General features: G+C 66.7%; 27 protein-coding genes. 15 read left to right on the top strand and 12 right to left on the bottom strand.

Features of this window, described 5'->3' with window-relative positions:
• Nucleotides 1–4: 4 nt before the first annotated feature.
• The 3 genes from V5734_RS15880 (at nucleotide 5) to V5734_RS15870 (ending at nucleotide 1,577) form a co-directional block, all read left to right on the top strand.
• On the top strand, nucleotides 5–313 hold the full coding sequence (locus tag V5734_RS15880) for an RNA-binding S4 domain-containing protein (RefSeq protein WP_347310609.1): 309 nt from the start codon (nucleotides 5–7) through the stop codon (nucleotides 311–313).
• A 114-nt stretch (nucleotides 314–427) separates the two neighbouring features.
• Nucleotides 428–766, top strand: coding sequence for a ferredoxin FdxA (gene fdxA / locus V5734_RS15875; protein WP_347310608.1), 339 nt, complete (start codon nucleotides 428–430; stop codon nucleotides 764–766).
• Nucleotides 767–1,067: 301 nt separating this feature from the next.
• Complete coding sequence (locus tag V5734_RS15870) at nucleotides 1,068–1,577, top strand: CarD family transcriptional regulator (RefSeq protein ID WP_347310607.1); 510 nt, start codon at nucleotides 1,068–1,070, stop codon at nucleotides 1,575–1,577.
• An 88-nt stretch (nucleotides 1,578–1,665) separates the two neighbouring features.
• Here the strand turns inward: V5734_RS15870 and V5734_RS15865 are convergent, their stop codons facing one another.
• Both V5734_RS15865 and V5734_RS15860 read right to left on the bottom strand, forming a co-directional pair.
• Entirely contained in the window at nucleotides 1,666–2,361 is a 696-nt protein-coding gene (locus V5734_RS15865; protein WP_347313648.1) for an EI24 domain-containing protein, read from the bottom strand.
• Complete coding sequence (locus V5734_RS15860; RefSeq protein ID WP_347310606.1) at nucleotides 2,361–2,939, bottom strand: nitroreductase family protein; 579 nt, start codon at nucleotides 2,937–2,939, stop codon at nucleotides 2,361–2,363. Before V5734_RS15860 ends, V5734_RS15865 begins: the two co-directional genes overlap by 1 nt.
• 100 nt (nucleotides 2,940–3,039) lie before the next feature.
• Here V5734_RS15860 and V5734_RS15855 point away from each other — a divergent pair, with 100 nt between their 5' ends.
• Nucleotides 3,040–3,291, top strand: a complete 252-nt coding sequence (locus V5734_RS15855) for a DUF167 domain-containing protein (RefSeq protein ID WP_347310605.1) — start codon at nucleotides 3,040–3,042, stop codon at nucleotides 3,289–3,291.
• 10 nt (nucleotides 3,292–3,301) lie between these two features.
• On the opposite strand, the gene V5734_RS15850 is transcribed toward V5734_RS15855, so the two are convergent.
• The 4 genes from V5734_RS15850 to V5734_RS15835 form a co-directional block, all read right to left on the bottom strand.
• Nucleotides 3,302–3,622: a nitrile hydratase accessory protein gene (locus V5734_RS15850; RefSeq protein ID WP_347310604.1), complete on the bottom strand. Its 321-nt coding sequence runs from the start codon at nucleotides 3,620–3,622 to the stop codon at nucleotides 3,302–3,304.
• Nucleotides 3,619–4,290: a nitrile hydratase subunit beta gene (gene nthB, locus V5734_RS15845; RefSeq protein ID WP_347310603.1), complete on the bottom strand. Its 672-nt coding sequence runs from the start codon at nucleotides 4,288–4,290 to the stop codon at nucleotides 3,619–3,621. Before nthB ends, V5734_RS15850 begins: the two co-directional genes overlap by 4 nt.
• Nucleotides 4,287–4,901, bottom strand: a complete 615-nt coding sequence (gene nthA, locus V5734_RS15840; RefSeq protein ID WP_347310602.1) for a nitrile hydratase subunit alpha — start codon at nucleotides 4,899–4,901, stop codon at nucleotides 4,287–4,289. Before nthA ends, nthB begins: the two co-directional genes overlap by 4 nt.
• Nucleotides 4,902–4,965: 64 nt before the next feature.
• Complete coding sequence (locus V5734_RS15835) at nucleotides 4,966–5,160, bottom strand: DUF1127 domain-containing protein (RefSeq protein WP_347310601.1); 195 nt, start codon at nucleotides 5,158–5,160, stop codon at nucleotides 4,966–4,968.
• A gap of 109 nt (nucleotides 5,161–5,269) precedes the next feature.
• Here V5734_RS15835 and V5734_RS15830 point away from each other — a divergent pair, with 109 nt between their 5' ends.
• The 5 genes from V5734_RS15830 to V5734_RS15810 all read left to right on the top strand — a co-directional run bounded on the left by V5734_RS15830 (nucleotide 5,270) and on the right by V5734_RS15810 (nucleotide 8,519).
• On the top strand, nucleotides 5,270–6,175 hold the full coding sequence (locus V5734_RS15830) for a LysR substrate-binding domain-containing protein (RefSeq protein ID WP_347310600.1): 906 nt from the start codon (nucleotides 5,270–5,272) through the stop codon (nucleotides 6,173–6,175).
• 229 nt (nucleotides 6,176–6,404) lie between these two features.
• Nucleotides 6,405–7,094: an ArsR/SmtB family transcription factor gene (locus V5734_RS15825; RefSeq protein ID WP_347310599.1), complete on the top strand. Its 690-nt coding sequence runs from the start codon at nucleotides 6,405–6,407 to the stop codon at nucleotides 7,092–7,094.
• A gap of 201 nt (nucleotides 7,095–7,295) precedes the next feature.
• A complete protein-coding gene (gene rpmB / locus V5734_RS15820; protein ID WP_347310598.1) occupies nucleotides 7,296–7,580 on the top strand; it encodes a 50S ribosomal protein L28 in 285 nt (94 codons plus the stop codon).
• Between the two features lie 97 nt (nucleotides 7,581–7,677).
• Nucleotides 7,678–8,034, top strand: coding sequence for a DUF2946 family protein (locus V5734_RS15815; protein WP_347310597.1), 357 nt, complete (start codon nucleotides 7,678–7,680; stop codon nucleotides 8,032–8,034).
• 35 nt (nucleotides 8,035–8,069) lie between these two features.
• Nucleotides 8,070–8,519 carry a copper chaperone PCu(A)C gene (locus V5734_RS15810; protein ID WP_347310596.1) on the top strand — a complete coding sequence of 150 codons (450 nt, stop codon included), beginning with the start codon at nucleotides 8,070–8,072 and terminating at the stop codon, nucleotides 8,517–8,519.
• Between the two features lie 82 nt (nucleotides 8,520–8,601).
• Here V5734_RS15810 and V5734_RS15805 read toward each other — a convergent pair whose 3' ends face one another.
• Nucleotides 8,602–8,829, bottom strand: a complete 228-nt coding sequence (locus tag V5734_RS15805) for a hypothetical protein (protein ID WP_347310595.1) — start codon at nucleotides 8,827–8,829, stop codon at nucleotides 8,602–8,604.
• 140 nt (nucleotides 8,830–8,969) lie between these two features.
• Between V5734_RS15805 and V5734_RS15800 the strand changes: the two genes are divergently transcribed.
• Together V5734_RS15800 and V5734_RS15795 are read left to right on the top strand one after the other, a co-directional pair.
• The gene (locus V5734_RS15800; RefSeq protein WP_347310594.1) at nucleotides 8,970–10,472 is read left to right on the top strand and encodes a winged helix-turn-helix domain-containing protein; all 1,503 of its coding nucleotides are present in this window, start codon (nucleotides 8,970–8,972) and stop codon (nucleotides 10,470–10,472) included.
• Between the two features lie 140 nt (nucleotides 10,473–10,612).
• Entirely contained in the window at nucleotides 10,613–11,164 is a 552-nt protein-coding gene (locus V5734_RS15795) for a 2OG-Fe(II) oxygenase (RefSeq protein WP_347310593.1), read from the top strand.
• 84 nt (nucleotides 11,165–11,248) lie between these two features.
• Here V5734_RS15795 and V5734_RS15790 read toward each other — a convergent pair whose 3' ends face one another.
• On the bottom strand, nucleotides 11,249–11,938 hold the full coding sequence (locus tag V5734_RS15790; protein WP_432759687.1) for an NAD-dependent deacylase: 690 nt from the start codon (nucleotides 11,936–11,938) through the stop codon (nucleotides 11,249–11,251).
• A 53-nt stretch (nucleotides 11,939–11,991) separates the two neighbouring features.
• Here V5734_RS15790 and V5734_RS15785 point away from each other — a divergent pair, with 53 nt between their 5' ends.
• Nucleotides 11,992–12,450, top strand: a complete 459-nt coding sequence (locus V5734_RS15785; RefSeq protein WP_347310591.1) for a low molecular weight protein-tyrosine-phosphatase — start codon at nucleotides 11,992–11,994, stop codon at nucleotides 12,448–12,450.
• Nucleotides 12,451–12,454: 4 nt separating this feature from the next.
• Here V5734_RS15785 and V5734_RS15780 read toward each other — a convergent pair whose 3' ends face one another.
• The 3 genes from V5734_RS15780 to V5734_RS15770 all read right to left on the bottom strand — a co-directional run bounded on the left by V5734_RS15780 (nucleotide 12,455) and on the right by V5734_RS15770 (nucleotide 13,421).
• On the bottom strand, nucleotides 12,455–12,754 hold the full coding sequence (locus V5734_RS15780) for a hypothetical protein (protein ID WP_432759632.1): 300 nt from the start codon (nucleotides 12,752–12,754) through the stop codon (nucleotides 12,455–12,457).
• A gap of 108 nt (nucleotides 12,755–12,862) precedes the next feature.
• Nucleotides 12,863–13,060 (bottom strand): heavy-metal-associated domain-containing protein, encoded by a 198-nt coding sequence (locus tag V5734_RS15775; RefSeq protein ID WP_347310590.1) that lies wholly within the window; start codon nucleotides 13,058–13,060, stop codon nucleotides 12,863–12,865.
• 82 nt (nucleotides 13,061–13,142) lie between these two features.
• The gene (locus V5734_RS15770) at nucleotides 13,143–13,421 is read right to left on the bottom strand and encodes an acylphosphatase (RefSeq protein ID WP_347310589.1); all 279 of its coding nucleotides are present in this window, start codon (nucleotides 13,419–13,421) and stop codon (nucleotides 13,143–13,145) included.
• A gap of 51 nt (nucleotides 13,422–13,472) precedes the next feature.
• Between V5734_RS15770 and V5734_RS15765 the strand changes: the two genes are divergently transcribed.
• The 3 genes from V5734_RS15765 (at nucleotide 13,473) to lepA (ending at nucleotide 17,231) form a co-directional block, all read left to right on the top strand.
• Nucleotides 13,473–14,477: a C-terminal binding protein gene (locus tag V5734_RS15765; RefSeq protein WP_347310588.1), complete on the top strand. Its 1,005-nt coding sequence runs from the start codon at nucleotides 13,473–13,475 to the stop codon at nucleotides 14,475–14,477.
• A gap of 143 nt (nucleotides 14,478–14,620) precedes the next feature.
• Entirely contained in the window at nucleotides 14,621–15,238 is a 618-nt protein-coding gene (locus tag V5734_RS15760) for a pyridoxamine 5'-phosphate oxidase family protein (protein ID WP_347310587.1), read from the top strand.
• A gap of 193 nt (nucleotides 15,239–15,431) precedes the next feature.
• The gene (lepA, locus tag V5734_RS15755; RefSeq protein WP_347310586.1) at nucleotides 15,432–17,231 is read left to right on the top strand and encodes a translation elongation factor 4; all 1,800 of its coding nucleotides are present in this window, start codon (nucleotides 15,432–15,434) and stop codon (nucleotides 17,229–17,231) included.
• Here the strand turns inward: lepA and V5734_RS15750 are convergent.
• The gene (locus V5734_RS15750) at nucleotides 17,228–17,842 is read right to left on the bottom strand and encodes a hypothetical protein (protein WP_347310585.1); all 615 of its coding nucleotides are present in this window, start codon (nucleotides 17,840–17,842) and stop codon (nucleotides 17,228–17,230) included. The two genes, lepA and V5734_RS15750, sit on opposite strands and share 4 nt — an antisense overlap.

The raw sequence follows: 17,842 nt of genomic DNA, 5'->3' as shown, positions 1-17,842 counted from the left end.
GGGCTTGGCCGAGGACCGCATCCGCATCGACAAATGGCTTTGGCAGGCGCGGTTCTTCAAGACCCGCGGCCTTGCCGCCGAGGTCGTCTCGTCCGGTCATCTGCGCCTCAACGGCGACCGGATCGCCAAGCCCGGCCGCGCGGTCGGGCCCGGCGACGTCCTGACTTTCCGCCAGGCCGCCCGGGTGCGTGTCGTCCGCATCCTCGCCTGCGGGACGCGACGCGGTCCCGCGACCGAGGCCCAGACGCTTTATGCCGATCTCGATCCGCCGCCGGGCGATGCCGTTCCGCCCGGAGCAGGGGCGGAGGACTGACGTTCCACCGGCGCGCGCCCCGGCCGGTTCGACGGTCTTTCCCGTCCGGGCGTCTTGAATGATGCCCGCCTTGCCGCTAGGTGTCTTGCGAAACCGAAACGCCGGATCCCGCCCATGACCTATGTCGTCACCGACAACTGCATCGCCTGCAAATACACCGACTGCGTCGAAGTCTGCCCGGTGGACTGCTTCTACGAGGGCGAGAACATGCTGGTCATCCATCCCGACGAATGCATCGACTGCGGCGTTTGCGAGCCGGAATGCCCGGCCGATGCGATCCGCCCCGATACCGAGCCCGATCTCGAGAAATGGGTGGAATTCAACCGGAAATATTCGGAGATGTGGCCGGTCATCACCCAGCGCAAGGATCCGCTGCCGGAGGCCGAGGCCCGCGACGGCGAGACCGGCAAGCTCGACAAGTATTTCTCCGAGACGCCCGGCGAGGGCGACTGATTCGATTTGCACCGGTGCGAATCGCCTGGCATGCCGCCGCAAGCCAAAAATCTCGTGGTGCGAAGCGCTTTCCGCACCGCTGATTGAGCCGAATCGCGGCGACTGTTCGTCGCAGCCCTTTATAACAGACCGATTTTCTGTTATACAAACGACACAAATGGATGAGGATAACTGTCCGTCAAGCTGTCCCGCTCGGCAGCTAAAGGGGTAAGTAGGCGAAAACGGGATCGCTGAACGGAGGTTGTGAGACCCCCGGGTTCTTTTTTCGCCATGACGGTAGTGTCTCTGCGAGGAAGCATTTATGAGCAAAACGAAGAAGACCGATTTTCGGCCGAACGATTTCGTCGTCTATCCGGCGCATGGCGTCGGCAAGATCATGGCGGTCGAGGAGCAGGAAATCGCCGGGCTGAAGCTTGAGCTTTTCGTCATCTCGTTCGAGAAGGACAAGATGACCCTGCGCGTGCCCACGCACAAGGCGACAGAGATCGGCATGCGCCAGCTGTCCTCGCCGGATCTGGTGACCAAGGCGCTCGAAACGCTGAAGGGCAAGGCCAAGGTCAAGCGCGCGATGTGGTCGCGTCGGGCCCAGGAATATGAGCAGAAGATCAATTCCGGCGACCTGATGGCGATCGCCGAGGTCGTGCGCGACCTCCACCGCACCGACGACCAGCGCGAGCAGTCCTATTCGGAGCGTCAGCTTTACGAAGCCGCGCTGGAACGTCTGACCCGCGAAGTGGCCGCCGTCTCCGGCACCGACGAGGCGGGCGCGCAGAAGAAGGTGGACGACGTCCTCCTGTCGCGCGCGGCCTGATTCCACTGACCTGACATCTCCTGACGCGAGGCCTCATCGGGCCTCGCGTTGTCGTTGCGCTTGCGGGTACCGACTATCATCTGAGCGCTCAAAGAGCGCCGTCCCCATTGAGCCGGTGGAACATGTGGGTGAAGGTCGCGGCCCCGAGGACAGGAATCACGAGGTTGACGAGCGGCAGCGACAGGGGCGCAGCCATCAGCATGCCGGCGACCCAGATCTGCCCGCCATGGCGCTTGCGCAGGTCGCGCGCGCCGTTCCGCCCGAGCCGGCGCATCGCCGCCATCTGGAAATACTCCCGCCCGAGCAGGTAGCCGTTCACCGCCCAGAGCATCAAGGGCGCGAGCGGTCCGACGAAGGCATAGAGGATGAGCGCCACCACGTTCACCGCGACGATCACGCCGAAGAAGTTCACGCTGTCGATCACCGCGTCGAGGATCTTCTGCCGGGGCGCGGGGGGAAGGGCGGGGTAGTGACGGTCCTCCACCGCGCCCGCCACCTCGTCGAGGAAAAGACCCGTGAAGGCGGACGCGACCGGGACCATCAGGAACACCGAAAGTCCGATCATCAGGAGGAGAGAGGTCCAGCCGAGGAGGTCGTGCACCCAAGTGATCTCTCCCACCCAGGGCAGCGAGAGCGTCTCGGGCGTGAGCCAGGCGATGATCTGCACGAAGCCCGCATAGGCGGCGAAGAGCAGCGCGAGCGACAGCGCGACGCCAAGGACCACGACCTTGAGGAAGCGGCGATCGGAGAGCTGGCCGAGCGCCTTCAGGAAATCCCCGAAGATCATTCCCGGACCCAGGTGGTGATCGCATCGAGATCCGGGCGTGGCCGGTCGGGCGGCGTCGCGGTCTCGGTCCCGATATGGATCAGCCCGGCGATCCGCTCGCTCGCGTGAAGGCCGAGCCCGGCCGCGCAAAACTCCGGGTCGTGCGCCGCCCAGCCGGTCAGCCACGAGGCGCCCCAACCCGAGGCGAGAGCGGCGTTGAGAAGCGTCAGGCAGACGGCGCCGGCGGACAGGAGCTGTTCGATCTCGGGCACCTTGTCGGTCGGGCGCGGCACCATGACGACGGCGACGACAAGGTCGGCGTCGCTGAACTGAAGCACGCCTTTCTCGACCCGGTCCGGGTCGAGGCCGAGCGCGACCCCCCTTGTCCGGGCAAGGCCGGCAAGGCGCGTCAGCGCGGGCTTTTCGAGGACGAGGAATCGCCAGGGTTCGAGCTTGCCGTGATCGGGCACCCGGGCCGCCGCCGTCAGGATCGGGCGCAATGCGTCCTCGGAAGGAACCGGCGGGCGCAGGATCTTGGCCGGCCGCGAGCGGCGGGCAAGGAAGAAGTCCATCGCGGCTAGGTTCGGCTCGGTCATCGCAGTCTCCTTGAAGGTGGCGCCGATCTTGCGCATTCGCAGGCCCGGCGCAAGGCGGCACCGCTCTGGCACCGGCCCGGATGCCGGAGTAGGAGGAGGGATGAGCGATCTCAGCCATCTTGCCCAACCAGGCACCGAGATTTCCGTGCGGGTGACGCCGAAAGCCTCGCGCAACGCCATCGTGGTCGAGGACGGGGCGATCCGCGTCTATGTCACGGTGGTGCCCGAGGGCGGCAAGGCCAATGCGGCCGTGGTCAAGCTTCTGGCCAAGGCGCTTGGGGTCGCGAAGTCACGGCTGGTGCTGATCCGGGGCGATACCGCGCGCGACAAGGTGTTCCGGATCGAGGGCTGACGCGCCGGCCTCAGGCGCTGCGAAGCCGCACCGGCGCGCCGTGCGGGGTGGTGAGGTAGGCCTCCTCCCACGCCGCGCGAATCCTGCCGGCCTCTTCCCGCCCCGCGAAACCGCCCGTGTCGAGCAATGCCTCCAGCGTCTCCAACCATGCCGCGTAGTAATCTGCCTCGCCATCGAGCGCACGGTCGGCGCCGTGTCGCTTCAGCGTCGCACCGAAGGCTTGAGCCCAATCGGGCCAGGAAAAGTGGCCCGCCTCGCTCAGCGCCACGGTCAGGGCGAAAAGCTGCGCCTGCCAGGGTTCGTCGAAACGGGGCGGCGCCGGTGCCGTCATGCCGGTTCCAGATAGCTTTGCCAGAGGTCGAGCGTGACCTCGTCGCCGTCCATCTCGGCCACGCCCCAGAGGTCGGCTGCGGAAAAGGCGACGGTGTAGAGCGGTTCGGGCCGTTCGCCGAGGCCGTGGGCATTGGTGTCGGGCAGGACATGGGCGCCGTGGAGGAGCATCACCGTGCCGGTCTGGCCGGCGGCATAGGCGGGCAGTCGGGTATGCCCGCCCGGAACATGGATGTTTCGCGCGGGCAGGCGCGTCCGCACGCGGTCGCCCGGGGCGAAGGCGGGGACTGGGCCGGGCCGGGAATAGGGTGAGCCCTTGGCCAGCGCCGGGCTCACGGCGTCGGCGCGGAAAAGCTTCGGATGCGCGGCGGACGGACCTGCGCTTCCCTCCGCCAGCTCCTCCCGCGTGACCAGATCCCCGGCGACGAGAAGGTCGGCCAGGGCGGCGATCCATTTCTCGTAATAGGAGAACCGCGCATAGTCCTTCGGTGAGAGGCATTCGCGGGCATGGCGTGACGTGTCGATCGACCATTGGCCAAGCCCGCCCGCCGCCAGCGTCAGCGCGAGGGCCTTGCGGTGCCAGTCCTCGGCGAAGGGCGCCATGCCCTGCGGTTCCGGCGTCACCGGCCCGTCGCCCCAGCGTCCGCCCAAGTCGTGGACGCGCGTCATGCCGGGGCCGCCGGAAGGCCGGTGCCGATCATGGAATCGCGGGTGACGAGGGCGGCGAGCGCCGCCTCGTCGAGCCCCTCGGTCCCTTCGGGCCGCATCGGGATCACGAGGTATCGGACCTCGGCCGTCGAATCCCAGACCCGGACGCGCTGCGCCTCTGGCAGGGTCACGCCGAATTCGGCCAGGACCTTCCGGGGCTCGCGCACCGCGCGGGCGCGGTAGGCGTCGGATTTGTACCAGGCGGGCGGGATGCCCAAAAGCGGCCACGGGTAGCAGGAGCAGAGCGTGCAGACGACCATGTTGTGGGTGTCGGGCGTATTCTCCACCGCCACCACATGTTCGCCCTGACGGCCCGAAATCCCGAACTCCGCGATCGCCGCCGTGGCATCGGCGAGAAGGCGTTCGCGGTAAGCCGCATCGCTCCAGGCCCGGGCGACGACGGCGGCGCCGAGATGGGGGCCGACCTTGCGTTCATAGGTGTCGAGAATCTCGTCGAGCGCGGCGGGATCGACAAGGCCCTTGCGGGTCAGGATCGTCTCCAATGCCTTGACGCGCAGCGCGGGCTCCGGCGGCAGGAGGGAATGCGGGTGATCGTGGTCGTCATGGGGCATGGCGACAGCGTCCCACGGGCCGGGGGCGAAGTCCAGATGCTCCGTTCCGCGCCCCCGTCCAGCCTCAGCGCCGCGCCTCCGACGCATCAGTCAAGCCAATGTCTGCGAGAAGGTGGGGCGAGAGATCGGCCAACCGCCGCGCGGCCACCTGCAATTCCCAGTCAAGCCGCCGCGCCTCGCGCCATGCGGCTACTTTCTTCAGGATTGCCCTGGCGATACCTGTTGATTTTAAGGGCATATGGAGCGTCGTTTCGGCCATGGCCCTGTTCCTTCGTGAAATCCTCTGGCTATCAGTTTGGTCGAAGAAGGGCTTTGACACCAATTGAATCCGGGATATCAATCATAAAGACAGCTTATGAATAACGGTCATGACCGAACGCGCCAAATCCAACCTTCCGCCGCTTTCCGCGATTCGCGCCTTCGAGGCCGCGGCGCGGCAGGGCAGCTTCACCGCGGCGGGCGCGGAACTGGGCATGACGCAGGCGGCGGTCAGCTATCAGATCAAGGTTCTCGAGGATCGCGCGGGCCTTCCCTTGTTCCACCGCAAGGCACGCGGCGTGACGCTGACGGCCGAGGGCGCTCGGCTTGCCGAACGCGCGGGCGAGGCGTTCGACATCCTGCGCCTAGCCTTCGCGGACGTGAACCGTGCCCGCGACGAGACGCTGGTCATCTCGGTCCTGCCCACGGTGGCGCAGCAATTCCTCGCGCCGCGCCTCGGGTCGTTTCAGATCGCCCATCCCTCGATCACCACGCGGGTCGAGGTTGAAAGCCGCGCCGTCGATCTGTTGGGCGGCGAGGCGACCGTGGCGATCCGCGCCGGACGCGGGGTCTGGCCGGGGCTTGCCGCGCATTTCCTGATGCCGGGAACCTACGCGCCGATGATCTCACCGGCCTTCGTGGCCCGGCACGGGCGGCCGGAACGGCCGGCGGACCTTCTCGCCCTGCCGCGCATCGACGAGACCGACGAGGGGTGGGCGGGGTGGTTCCGCGCCGCCGGGGTCGAACCGCCGGGCGTCCATGCCGGGGGCGGCACGCTTTTCGGCACCCAGGCGCTGACCGCCCAGGCGGCGATCGCCGGGCATGGCGCCTGCCTTCTCAACCCGCGCCTCTTTCGCGCGGAGCTGGCCCGCGGGGATCTGGTCCAGCCCTTCGACATCCTCTGGACCGAGGATTACGCGATGTACCTCGTCTATCCCGAACGCCGCCGCAACGCGCCCGCCATCCGCGTCTTCCGCGACTGGATCCTTGCCGAGATGCAGGAGCCCGGAACCTAGCTGTTTGATCCCGCGGTTTGATGGTGCGATCCATTCGCGGGAATGGAAGGAAGCACTGTGGGGCAAGTTCGTCACGGGAGCGCCGCGACCACGCGCGCCGTCAGAGCTGCAACATTGCGGGCCTGCGCGAATGAGCGCAAGCTTCGATCGCGGCATTGAGCTTCCCTTTTTTGGCATGAGGGATGGATAGCCGATGGATGTTCGGTCATGCTTCGGTTATGACCGAACTATGACTGAAGGCCCGAACATATCCCGCGTGGCCGCGCTGATCGGCGATCCGGCGCGCGCGCGCATCCTCGTCGCGCTGATGCGCGGGCAGGCGCTGACGGTGAGCGAACTCGCCGCCGAGGCCGGCGTCGGCCTTCCGACCGCGTCGAGCCATCTGGCGCAGCTTGAGGCCGGCGGGCTTGTAGCGCCGCGCAAGGAAGGGCGGCACAAGTATTTCCGCCTTGCCTCGGAGGCTGCCGCCGCCGTGATCGAGGCCTTGATGGGCTTCGCGGGCGACCTGCCGGCACCGAAACGCGCGCCGGGGCCGCGCGATCCGGCGCTGAGAAGGGCGCGGGTCTGCTACAATCATCTTGCCGGCGAGATGGGGGTGCGGCTGTACGACAGCCTGATCGCGCGCGGGCACCTCGTGACCGGGGCAGAGGGGTTGACGCTCAGCCCGGACGGCTGGGATTTCGCGGCGGGCTTCGGCATCGCGCCAGAGAGCTTTGCCCGCGCCCGGCCGCCGCATTGCCGCGAATGCCTCGACTGGAGCGCGCGGCGCAGCCATCTCGGTGGCCGGCTCGGGCGCGCCTACCTTGCCGGGATCGAGGCGAAGGGCTGGGCGCGGCGGCTCACCGGAACCCGTATCATCGCCTTCACCCCGGAAGGGGAGCGGGCCTTTGCGCGGGCCTTTCCGTCAGGCGCGGCCTGACCGCCCCCCCTGCCGGGCAGGGGGATGAAACCTGCCTTGAGGACGATTGCAGAAGCCTTGGCGGATCGGGGATGAATCGCTTGACGCCGCGCGGCAATGGCCGTACATGGCGCGGACGGAATTCGGGGTCGTCGCTTTTGCGGCGCCCATAGCTGTTAGCCTGAGGCCGGGCACGAGGCCCGAAGAACAAGGAAGAACCCCATGTCGCGCGTTTGCGAACTGACCGGTAAGGGCCCGATGACGGGCAACAACGTGAGCCACGCGAACAACAAGTCGCGGCGCCGCTTCCTGCCGAACCTGAACGATGTCACGCTCATCTCGGATGCGCTCGGCCAGTCGTTCAAGCTGAAGATCTCGGCCGCCGCGCTGCGCTCGGTCGATCATCGCGGCGGGCTCGACGCCTTCCTCGCCAAGGCGAAGGACGATGAGCTGTCCGCGAAGGCGCTGAAGATCAAGAAGGACATCGCCAAGTCGCAAGCCGCCTGATCCGGCGCGCCTTGGACAAACGGTACGGCCCCGCCTCGGCGGGGTCGCTTCGTTTTGACCTGTTCCCATCAGTGATGCCGGGGCGTAAGACGGCACCATGATCCGGCAGTCCGCCCGTTCCGCGATTCTTGCCCTGCTGATGATCGCCATCGGCGGGATGAGCCTTGTCGCGGCGGCGGCGCGCGGCCAGACCCGCGCCGGTGGCGCGGCGATCGTACTCTGCTCCGGCGGCGGACTCGTCCAGTTCACGCGAGACGAGAATGGCCAGCCGACCGGCAAGGCGCATCTTTGCCCCGATCTCGCGCCTGCGCTTCTGGCGGCTCTGGATCTGGCCCTTCCAGACCTGACGCGTCCGGAAGCGGCCCCCAGGGCGATCGCTCCCGACGCCGCCGTCACCCGCGCGACGCGCTCGACGCCGGCCCTGCGCGCAAGGGGTCCCCCGGTTCCGGCCTGACCCGACACTCAGACCGAACTCAAAGGAAAATGATCATGACCTACCTCAAATCCGGGCTGGCCGCCGTCGCGGTCGCCGCTCTCTTCCCCATCTTCTCCGGGCCGGCACTGGCCGCCGACACGATCACCGTCACTGACGCCTATGCCCGCTTCATGCCGGGTGCGAAGGCCGGCGCCGCCTTCATGACGATCGAGAACAGCGGCGACGCGGACGATCAGCTTGTCGATGTCGCCTCCGACATCGCCATGAAGGTGGAGCTTCATACCCACAAGGCCGGGACCGACGGCACGATGCAGATGATCCACGTGCCCGAAGGCTTTCCCATCCCCGCGCATGGTCAGCACATGCTCCAGCGCGGCGGTGACCACGTGATGTTCATGGGGCTGAACGAACGGCCGGCCGAAGGCGCGACGGTTCACCTCACGCTGACCTTCGAAAAGGCCGGCACGGTCGAGGTTGACGTGCCCGTGGATTCCGCGCGCTGAGACTATCGGGACGCCTGCTCTCCGCAGGCCATCCTCTTCCCCCGTCCGGGGGGAGAGGGCAGTCGCCCCGGTTGCTGCGCGTCTACCTCCGGCGGCCGCCGTCGCCCCGGCTGTCGCGGCGGAGTGCGAAAGGATCGATATAGGCCATCCTGGAGGCGTCCTGGATCGCACCGGCAAGAAGCCGCATCGCTTCTCCGGTCGCGCGAACCAGGGCCTTCAGCCCGTCGCGGCAGATGCGCGCGGACGCAGCCAGGCCAATCGCCGGCGGATGTTTTGCAGGGCGGATCGGGGTGGTGAATATCTCCGTCATCCTCGTGTTCCTCCTGTTCCGACTATGGGGCGGCGCGGGACGCGAGTCCTTGGCGATCTCCTTCCGGAGTCTGAAGTTTCCTGAAGGCGCGATTCAGATATGTTCGCAGCGGTCCTTTTTTGCCGTAGACTGGCGGCGTCATGGACATTCGGTTTGGCGATTATTTGCTTCGCGGTCACATGAGGCAGCTCGACGGACCCGACGGCGCCGTCGAACTGGGAGAGAGGTCATGCGACATCCTCGCGGCGCTCCTGAGCAAAGCGGGCGAGGTGGTGAGCAAGACCGAGTTGATGGACACGGTCTGGTCCGGCGTGGCGGTCGAGGACAATACGCTTCAGGTCCATGTCTCCGCCCTGCGAAAGGCGCTTGGTCCCGCGCTGATCCAGACCGTGCACGGGCGCGGCTACAAGTATATCGGGCCGCAGCCGAACGCGGCGGGCGCCGTCCATCCCGATCCTGCCCATGCGCCGGACCGCGCCACGACTTCCGTCGCCGTTCTGCCCTTTGAAAATGCCGCGGAGGGGCGCGACGAACGGCTGTTGTCGGAGGGGCTCGCCGAGGATCTCATCACGGAGCTTGCGCGCTACCGCCATCTCTCCGTGGTCGGACATCGCGTCAGTTCCTATCACGGCGGCGCGGGCCGGGCGCGGGACGAGGCGATGCAGGCCCTTGGCGTCGATTTCATCGTCTGTGGCAGTGTCCGCACGGCGGGCGATGTGATCCGGGTGTCGGTGCAGCTCATCGATGCCGAGACCGGAACCGTGGCCTGGGGCGATCGCTTCACGAGCGCGGTGGGCGATCTCTTCTCCGTGCAGGATCAGATCGTTGCCGCCGTGGTCGCACGGCTGGCATTCAACCTCGACGAGGCCGCGGCGCGGCAGCGGCGGCGCGACCCGACCTCCTCGGGCAACGCCTATGTGCAGTTCCTCAGCGCGCGGATGCACTGGCGCAACGGCGCACCGCGCCGCGCCCTCGAATGCGCGCTGCGGGCGGTCGCGCTCGACCCCGGCTTTGCCCGGGCGCGTGCCTATGCCGGCTATTTTTACGCGTTCGGCGTGTTCGGCCAATGGTTCGGCATCGGCGAGGCCGACCTTCTGGCCAATGCGCGCCGCGAGATCGGGTTGGCGCTGTCGGCAGATTCGACCGATCCCTTCATCCTCCAGCGCGCCTCGATGACATATCTCATGCTCGGCGAGCCGGAAGCCGCGCTCCGCTATGCCGAAGCGGCGGCCCTGGAAAGCGCGCATGACAGCGAGATTCTCGTCATCCACGGGCTTTCCCTCGCCTGCTTCGGTGAAAAGCGTGACGGGTTGCGGATGCTGGAGCGGGCGATCGCGCTCGAACCGCGCCTGTCGCCCGGCTGCCATTCGGCGCTGGCCGAAGTGCGGCACATGCTGCACGATTATCGCGGCAGCCAGGAGGCGCTCGACGCAATCGCCACGCCGTTCGCATATGTCGGTGTTCTCAAGGCGGCGAACCTTGCACGGCTTGGCGATCCGGCGGGCGCGCGGCGGGTGATCGCGGAATTGCCGCCTGGCTACGACCCAGAACTTTGTGCGCGCAGCGAGGCGAAGCTCTGCGCGCGCCCAGAGGATGCCGGGCACTGGCTGGACAGCTTCCGGCTCGCGGGACTTCGCGTCTGAGCCGCCGCGCCCTGATCGCGGCGGGGCGGTGGCCGGGGCCTATTTCCAAGGATGTCGCAATCGGATCACCCGGTCGCTTTCGGGGGGGAAACCGGCATCGGCGCGCGGCAAGAGGCGCTACCTGCAGCTTCAGGTTTCCGATGTTCGCGCCCTATACCCTGCCCGACGCTTTCAGCGGCCCCGATTGCGACCGCATCATCGCGCTCGCTCAGGCCGAGCCGCTGGCCGATGCCGGCCTCGTCCGCAACGCCTCCGACCACAATATCCGCCGCTCGGATCTTGCCTGGCTCGATGAGCGTGACGGGGCGGACTGGGTGATGGAGCGGATCATCGCCATCGTCGCCCGCGCCAATCGCGAAGCCTTCGACTTCGCCCTGAGCGATTTCGCCGAAAGCGCCCAGGTCGCGCGCTACGGGGCCGAGCGGGAGGGCCATTTCGACTGGCATTCCGATATCGGCACCGGCGCGGCCGCCGCACGGCGCAAGCTCACGATGGTCGTGCAACTCTCCGATCCGGCCGACTACCGCGGCGGTGTGCTGGAGGTGATGCCGGATGCGCATGCGCGTGCCGCCGAGACGGCGCGCGGGGCGGCGACGCTGTTCCCGAGCTTCGTGCTCCACCGGGTGACGCCGGTCACCGAGGGCACGCGCTGGTCGCTGACGATCTGGGCGCACGGGCCGGCGTTCCGCTGAGCGGCGGGCGGTTTGGGGGCGCTGCCCCCATGGCCCGTTCCGGGCCATTCCCCCGGAGTATTTTCGAACAGAAGAAGGTGGGGGTCAGCCGAGAAGGGCGGCCACCCAGCCGGGAACGATCGTGGAAGCCGGGCCGTGGCGGGCCTCGTCGAAGAGATCGGCGTTTTCGGAGGGTTCGAGGTTCAATTCCAGCGTCCGCGCCCCGGCCTTGCGCGCCAGGGCGGCGAACCCGGCGGCCGGGTAGACTGTGCCAGAGGTGCCGATCGAGACGAAGAGGTCGGCGGAGGAGAGGGCCGCGCCGATCCGTTCCATGTGGTAGGGCGTCTCGCCGAACCAGACCACGTCGGGTCGGGTCGCGGGCCGGGCGCAGGCGGGGCAGGGGTCGGGGGCCGCCATCACCTCGGGCGCCGGCCAGCGGTGGCCGCAGGCGGCGCAGAGCGCGGTGAGATGCGTGCCGTGCATGTGGACGACACCGGTGCTGCCGGCTTGTTCGTGAAGATCGTCGACGTTCTGGGTGATGAGCGTCACCCCGCCCGGCCAGTCGCGTTGCAACCGTGCCAAGGCCTCATGCGCCGGGTTCGGGCGCGCCGCCCGCACCCGTTCGCGCCGCCAGTTGTAGAAGGCGAGGACGAAGCCCGGATCGCGGGCGAACCCTTCGGGCGTCGCGAGGTCGCGCCAGTCGTAGCGCGACCAGAGCCCGCCGACATCGCGGAAGGTGCCGAGCCCGCTTTCGGCCGAGATCCCGGCGCCGGTCAGGATGACGATCTGGCGGATCGGTTTTGACATCGGTCCTTCCCTCTGCGATGGCCTTCTAAACCGGAGGCCCCATGCAGCGTATCCTCTTCGTCTGTCTCGGCAATATCTGCCGCTCTCCCGCCGCCGAGGCGGTCTTTGCCGTTCGGGCGCGGGCGGCCGGGCTGGCGGTCGGCGTCGACAGCGCCGGGACGAGCGACTGGGAGGCCGGCAAACCGCCCTATCCGCCGATGATCGCGGCGGCGGCGGCGCGGGGCTATGACCTCTCCCCGCTTCGGGCGCGGCAGGCGCGTCCGGCGGATTTCGCGGCCTTCGATCTCATCCTCGCGATGGACCGTGCGAACCTTTCGGCGCTTCAGGCGATCCGCCCCGCAGGCAACGCGACCCCGCTCCGGCTCTTTCTCGATGGCGTGGCGGGCATTGCGGCGAGGGAAGTGCCCGATCCCTACTATACGCGCGACTTCGACGCGGCGCTCGACCTGATCGAGGCGGGGGCGGATGCGCTCGTCGCCCGGCTGGCGGCGGGCGCCTGAGAGGTTATTGCGAACAGACCTGCTCGGCGGCTTCGCCGAAGGTGGTGTAGCGGGTCCAGAAGGCCTGGTGGCTGCTGCGGCCCGACTGGCGCACTTCCTGCGCCTTGCCCGGATCGCGGAAGAACTTCGCCGCGAGCCGCTGGTCGGCGCCCGACAGCGTCATGTTGGCCACGCGCTGAATGCAGTCACACAGGAGCGGGTTCGCCGCCCGGTTGGACTGGATGCAGGCGGAATCGATCGGTCCGGCAGCGCCCGCGAGCGGGAAAAAGACACTCAGCATTGCTGCAAGAAAAGCGGTTCTCACCCGTCGTCCTCGTCGCCCGATCACGCGCCGGCTGGATCCGGCGTCACGATTTCGCGCGGAGTATGCATGGAACGGCGCCGCAATGCAATTCCGTCGGCTCACGCCGGATCAGTCGATCCGCGTGGCGGGATAGCCCTCGGCCCTGAGCGCCGTCAGGATCGCCTCAGGCGCGGCCGTGGTGGCGACCTCGGCGGTATGGGCGGCGATATTGACGACGACATCGGCCTTGCTGTCGAGGTCGATGATCGTGCGTTCGACCACGGCCTTGCAATGGCCGCAGGTCATGTCGGGGATCGAGAGTTTCATCTGGGGCCGCTCCGCATCTGCTGGCGCATAGATCGGCCCCGCGCGGCAAGACGTCAAGACCCGGCGCCCGCTCTGGTCGGGATCAGCGGCGGATCGTGAACCCGGCGGGCACCTCTCCGGGCTCTGCCGGCTCGGTCCAGACATCGGTCACGCGCGCCGCCCCCGGACCTTCGCCCATCGCGGTGATCATCGCCTCGACCTGCGGTTCCGGCCCGGCGATCAGCGCCTCGACCGAACCGTCGTCGCGGTTCCCGACCCAGCCCCTCAGCCCCAGGCGCATTCCTTCGGCGCGCGCCCAGGCCCGGTAGGCGACGCCCTGCACCCGTCCGGTGACGCGCACGGAATAGGCGATCTCTTTCATCCCGGCCTCCCTTCGGGCAGTCTCGCGGCGATCCTAGCACGGAATGCGCCCATGAAGATCGTCCGAACCGACCGGGAACTCCAGACGCCCCGCCTCGATGCCGAACTGAGGAAGAGGGGCGCACTCGTCCTCCTTCCCGACGGGGTGGACGAGGCGGCGCTGGCGGGGGAGGTGGCCGATGCCGACCTCCTTCTCATGTGCTACACGCCGGTGACGGCGCGGGTGATCGGTGCCGCGACGCGGCTGAAAGCCATCGTCAAATACGGCGTCGGCATCGACGCGATCGACATTCCGGCGGCGATGGCGAAGGGCATTCCGGTCGTCAACATCCCCGAATATGCCGAGGAGACGGTGGCCGAGGGGGCCTTCGCCCTGATGATCGGGCTTCTGAAGCGGATCGTGCCTTTGGACCGGCAGATGCAGGCGGAAGGCTGGGCCTGGCCCGAGCCGCGCTGGCTCGGCGCCGACATCGCCGGCAAGACGGTGGGGATCGTCGGCCTTGGCAAGATCGGCCGCAGCTTCGCGCGGATGGCGGGGCAGGGGTTCCGCGCCCGGGTGATCGCCTGCGATCCGGGGGTGAGCGCCGGGGAGATGGCGGCACTCGGGGTGGAAAAGGCGGACCTGCCGACGCTTCTGGCCGAGGCGGATATCGTCTCGCTCCACTGCACGCTGAACGACACGACCCGCCACATCATCGGCGCGGCCGAACTGGCCGCGATGAAGCCGGCCGCGATCCTCATCAACACCTCGCGCGGCGCGCTGGTGGACGAGGCCGCGCTGGTCGCCGCCCTGACCGAGGGCCGCATCGCCGGCGCCGGCCTCGACGTCTTCTCCGCCGAACCCCTCGGCCGGTCCGGCCACGTGATGAGCCCGCTTTTCGGGCTGCCGAACGTCCTGATGCTGCCGCACCTGACCTTCTACACCGCCGAGGCGATGGACCGGCTCGAACGCGAAACGCTGGACCGCTGCGACGAGGCGCTGTCGGGTCGGCCGGTGCTGGTGACATCGCATGACCCGAGGCTGAGGGCGCAGACGAAGGGCGTGCGCTTCGGCTGAGCCCTGCCGATGGCCGGTGCGCGACTGTCGGCGCCTCCTCTTGACCGCGGGGGCAAACGATTCATCCCCCAAAGCCTCTTCTTTTGCCCTCGTTGAGCGGCCGGAGCGTGGTATGATGCACAAGCCATATGGAGCACCGGGTCATGACAAGCCTGCTCTACCACGACGGCAATCGGAGCCTGCAGGATCAGTTCGATACGCGCAGGCTCGCCGACTGCATGGAAAAGGTGATACTCCGTCAGGCGTTTCGCGAGGATGACCGCGCCTTTATCGAAGGCGCGGAATTCTTCTTCCTTGCGACCGCCGATCCCGAAGGCCGGCCAGACTGTTCGTTCAAGGGCGGTGCGCCCGGTTTCGTTCGCGTCACCGGCCCGGACGAACTTGTCTTTCCCGACTTCGACGGGAACGGCATGTTCAAGAGCCTCGGCAACATCCGGGCCAATCCGAATGTCGGTCTGCTCTTCATCGCGATGGGCGAAAATCCGCGCCGACTGCGCGTGAACGGAACCGCGACCGTGTCGCGTGACGATCCGGAGATGCGACGGTTTGTCGGAGCCCAGCTTCTGATCCGCGTGAGGGCGCGGGCGATCTTCCCCAATTGTCCGCGATACATCCCGGGCAGCGAAGGCCCCTCCGAATATATCCCTCGTGCCGGAGAGGCACCCGTCGAGCCGGCATGGAAGGGTTACGAAGAGTTTCGCGATGCGGTGCCCCCTCGCGCATCCTCCCCGGGATCGGGGAACGACAAAGATCAATCGTGAGTGCGGTCCCCCGGCCTGTCACCAAGACGGTCACGCCCGCATCGGACCCGAGGTGGCAACGCGCGCCGAGGCTCAAGGCCCGAAGCGGCGTCATTCCCGCTCTTGCAGCGCCATCGGGCGCGCGCGCCAGCGGCCGGTACGCAACGTCTCCCCCATTGACCGCCCGCCATTTCCCGAGCATATCCGGCCAATCATGACCGAGCTCGCACAGATCCGCAATTTCTCCATCGTGGCGCATATCGACCACGGCAAATCCACCCTTGCCGACCGGCTGATCCAGCTCACGGGCACCGTCGCCGAGCGCGACATGAAGGCCCAGATGCTCGACAGCATGGATATCGAGCGCGAACGCGGCATCACCATCAAGGCCAACACCGTCCGCATCGAATACCCGGCGAAGGACGGCAAGACCTATGTCCTCAACCTCATCGACACGCCGGGCCATGTCGACTTCGCCTACGAGGTCTCCCGCTCCATGCGCGCGGTCGAGGGCTCGCTTCTGGTGGTTGACGCGACCCAGGGGGTGGAGGCGCAGACGCTCGCCAACGCCTATCAGGCCATCGACGCCGACCACGATCTGGTTCCCGTCCTCAACAAGATCGACCTGCCCGCCTCCGAGCCCGACCGCGTGAAGGCGGAGATCGAGGACGTGATCGGCATCGACGCCTCCGAGGCGATCCCGATCTCCGCCAAGACCGGCGTCGGCATCCCCGACGTGCTGGAGGCGATCGTCCACCGCCTGCCCGCCCCCAAGGGCGACCGCAATGCCCCCCTCAAGGCCATGCTCGTCGACAGCTGGTATGACAGCTACCTCGGCGTCGTCGTGATGATCCGCGTCATGGACGGCGTGATCCGCAAGGGCGACCGCATCAAGATGATGCAGACCGGCGCCATCTACGGCATCGACAAGCTCGCCGTCCTGAAACCCAAGATGGCCGACATCGCCGAACTGGGGCCGGGCGAGATCGGCGTCTTCACCGCCTCGATCAAGCAGGTCCGCGACACCCGCGTCGGCGACACGATCACCCACGAAAAGAAGCCCTGCGACAAGCCGCTCCCCGGCTTCAAGCCTGCGCAGCCCGTGGTCTTCTGCGGCCTCTTCCCCATCGACGCCAACGACTTCGAGGCGCTCCGCGACGCCATCGAGAAGCTCGCCCTCAACGACGCCTCCTTCTCCTACGAGATGGAGACCTCGGCCGCCCTCGGCTTCGGCTTCCGCATGGGCTTCCTCGGCCTTCTCCACCTCGAAGTCGTCCGCGACCGGTTGGAGCGCGAATATGACCTCGACCTGATCACCACCGCGCCTTCCGTGGTCTTCAAGCTCCACATGAAGGACGGCGAGGTGCGCGACCTCCACAACCCCGCCGACATGCCCGACCTCACTTACGTCGACCATATCGAGGAGCCGCGGATCAAGGCCACCATCATGGTCCCCGACGACTATCTCGGCGACGTGCTGAAGCTCTGCCAGGACCGGCGCGGCATCCAGATGGACCTGACCTATGCCGGCTCCCGCGCGATGGTGGTCTATGACCTGCCCTTGGCCGAGGTCGTCTTCGACTTCTACGACCGGCTGAAATCGGTGACCAAGGGCTATGCCAGCTTCGACTACGCGATGATCGGCTACCGCGAGGATTTCCTCGTCAAGATGTCGATCCTCGTGAACGACGAACCCGTGGACGCCCTTTCCATCATGGTCCACCGCGACCGGGCCGAGGCGCGCGGCCGCGCGATGGTGGAAAAGCTGAAGGAGCTGATCCCGCGCCACATGTTCAAGATCCCAATCCAGGCCGCCATCGGGGCGAGGGTCATCGCGCGCGAGACGCTCTCCGCGATGCGCAAGGACGTGACCGCGAAATGCTACGGCGGCGACGCGACGCGGAAGCGGAAGCTTCTCGACAAGCAGAAGGCCGGCAAGAAGAAGATGCGCCAGTTCGGCAAGGTGGAGATCCCGCAGTCGGCGTTTATTAGCGCGCTGAAGATGGATAGCTAGCCGTCGTCTGGCAGCGTCGGCGGCATGCCTGCCCAATCGGGGTTGACGCGCAAATACCCATAGCCATCATAGTTATTCTTAATCGTTAGATCTACTCGATCTCCGTCGAGTGTGGATATTTCCTTACCATTGAAATTGAATGTTCGAGTTATTTTCGTCACGTCAAAATGACTGTCGGTATTTGCGGTGTATTCATACACGACGCTGTCAGCGTCACCGGAAACATATTTAAGGATTCCAAGGTCTTTAACCTTTCCGTCTTCCTCAGAGAATATTTTTATGACATAATCAGGGCCAATACGCCAACCTCCAGCGTCACCGCAAGGATCGTCCGATTCCTTTTGCAGCTCTTCTCTATCAAAAAAATATATCTTACTTGAATAACAATCGCTTACTTTTATTTTCCCTTGAGAGTTCGTCGTCATCGGGGAGTCAACAAAAACAAACTTGTCTGAAGGATCGCCGATTATTCGAAAAACCTTACCCTCGATGTTTACGGAGGTTGATAAGGTAATCAGACTGTCTTCAGATGTGCCCTGTCCAGAAGAAGGCTGCACGAGTAGCATAAGGCATGCGGAGCAGTGAAGGCAGTAGCGCAATCCCTGGCTCAT

Origin of the sequence: Defluviimonas sp. SAOS-178_SWC (assembly GCF_039830135.1) — a bacterium.
Taxonomy (GTDB): domain Bacteria; phylum Pseudomonadota; class Alphaproteobacteria; order Rhodobacterales; family Rhodobacteraceae; genus Albidovulum.
This window is presented reverse-complemented; position numbering and strand designations above follow the sequence as displayed.

What these genes read in the sequence shown, in the direction of transcription:
- fdxA (WP_347310608.1), top strand. Translation starts at nt 428, where the DNA reads ATGACCTATGTCGTCACCGACAACTGCATCGCCTGCAAATACACCGAC.
- V5734_RS15870 (WP_347310607.1), top strand. Translation starts at nt 1,068, where the DNA reads ATGAGCAAAACGAAGAAGACCGATTTTCGGCCGAACGATTTCGTCGTC.
- V5734_RS15860 (WP_347310606.1), bottom strand. Translation starts at nt 2,939, where the DNA reads ATGACCGAGCCGAACCTAGCCGCGATGGACTTCTTCCTTGCCCGCCGC.
- V5734_RS15855 (WP_347310605.1), top strand. Translation starts at nt 3,040, where the DNA reads ATGAGCGATCTCAGCCATCTTGCCCAACCAGGCACCGAGATTTCCGTG.
- V5734_RS15850 (WP_347310604.1), bottom strand. Translation starts at nt 3,622, where the DNA reads ATGACGGCACCGGCGCCGCCCCGTTTCGACGAACCCTGGCAGGCGCAG.
- nthB (WP_347310603.1), bottom strand. Translation starts at nt 4,290, where the DNA reads ATGACGCGCGTCCACGACTTGGGCGGACGCTGGGGCGACGGGCCGGTG.
- nthA (WP_347310602.1), bottom strand. Translation starts at nt 4,901, where the DNA reads ATGCCCCATGACGACCACGATCACCCGCATTCCCTCCTGCCGCCGGAG.
- V5734_RS15835 (WP_347310601.1), bottom strand. Translation starts at nt 5,160, where the DNA reads ATGGCCGAAACGACGCTCCATATGCCCTTAAAATCAACAGGTATCGCC.
- V5734_RS15830 (WP_347310600.1), top strand. Translation starts at nt 5,270, where the DNA reads ATGACCGAACGCGCCAAATCCAACCTTCCGCCGCTTTCCGCGATTCGC.
- V5734_RS15825 (WP_347310599.1), top strand. Translation starts at nt 6,405, where the DNA reads ATGACTGAAGGCCCGAACATATCCCGCGTGGCCGCGCTGATCGGCGAT.
- rpmB (WP_347310598.1), top strand. Translation starts at nt 7,296, where the DNA reads ATGTCGCGCGTTTGCGAACTGACCGGTAAGGGCCCGATGACGGGCAAC.
- V5734_RS15815 (WP_347310597.1), top strand. Translation starts at nt 7,678, where the DNA reads ATGATCCGGCAGTCCGCCCGTTCCGCGATTCTTGCCCTGCTGATGATC.
- V5734_RS15810 (WP_347310596.1), top strand. Translation starts at nt 8,070, where the DNA reads ATGACCTACCTCAAATCCGGGCTGGCCGCCGTCGCGGTCGCCGCTCTC.
- V5734_RS15805 (WP_347310595.1), bottom strand. Translation starts at nt 8,829, where the DNA reads ATGACGGAGATATTCACCACCCCGATCCGCCCTGCAAAACATCCGCCG.
- V5734_RS15800 (WP_347310594.1), top strand. Translation starts at nt 8,970, where the DNA reads ATGGACATTCGGTTTGGCGATTATTTGCTTCGCGGTCACATGAGGCAG.
- V5734_RS15795 (WP_347310593.1), top strand. Translation starts at nt 10,613, where the DNA reads ATGTTCGCGCCCTATACCCTGCCCGACGCTTTCAGCGGCCCCGATTGC.
- V5734_RS15785 (WP_347310591.1), top strand. Translation starts at nt 11,992, where the DNA reads ATGCAGCGTATCCTCTTCGTCTGTCTCGGCAATATCTGCCGCTCTCCC.
- V5734_RS15775 (WP_347310590.1), bottom strand. Translation starts at nt 13,060, where the DNA reads ATGAAACTCTCGATCCCCGACATGACCTGCGGCCATTGCAAGGCCGTG.
- V5734_RS15770 (WP_347310589.1), bottom strand. Translation starts at nt 13,421, where the DNA reads ATGAAAGAGATCGCCTATTCCGTGCGCGTCACCGGACGGGTGCAGGGC.
- V5734_RS15765 (WP_347310588.1), top strand. Translation starts at nt 13,473, where the DNA reads ATGAAGATCGTCCGAACCGACCGGGAACTCCAGACGCCCCGCCTCGAT.
- V5734_RS15760 (WP_347310587.1), top strand. Translation starts at nt 14,621, where the DNA reads ATGACAAGCCTGCTCTACCACGACGGCAATCGGAGCCTGCAGGATCAG.
- lepA (WP_347310586.1), top strand. Translation starts at nt 15,432, where the DNA reads ATGACCGAGCTCGCACAGATCCGCAATTTCTCCATCGTGGCGCATATC.
- V5734_RS15750 (WP_347310585.1), bottom strand. Translation starts at nt 17,842, where the DNA reads ATGAGCCAGGGATTGCGCTACTGCCTTCACTGCTCCGCATGCCTTATG.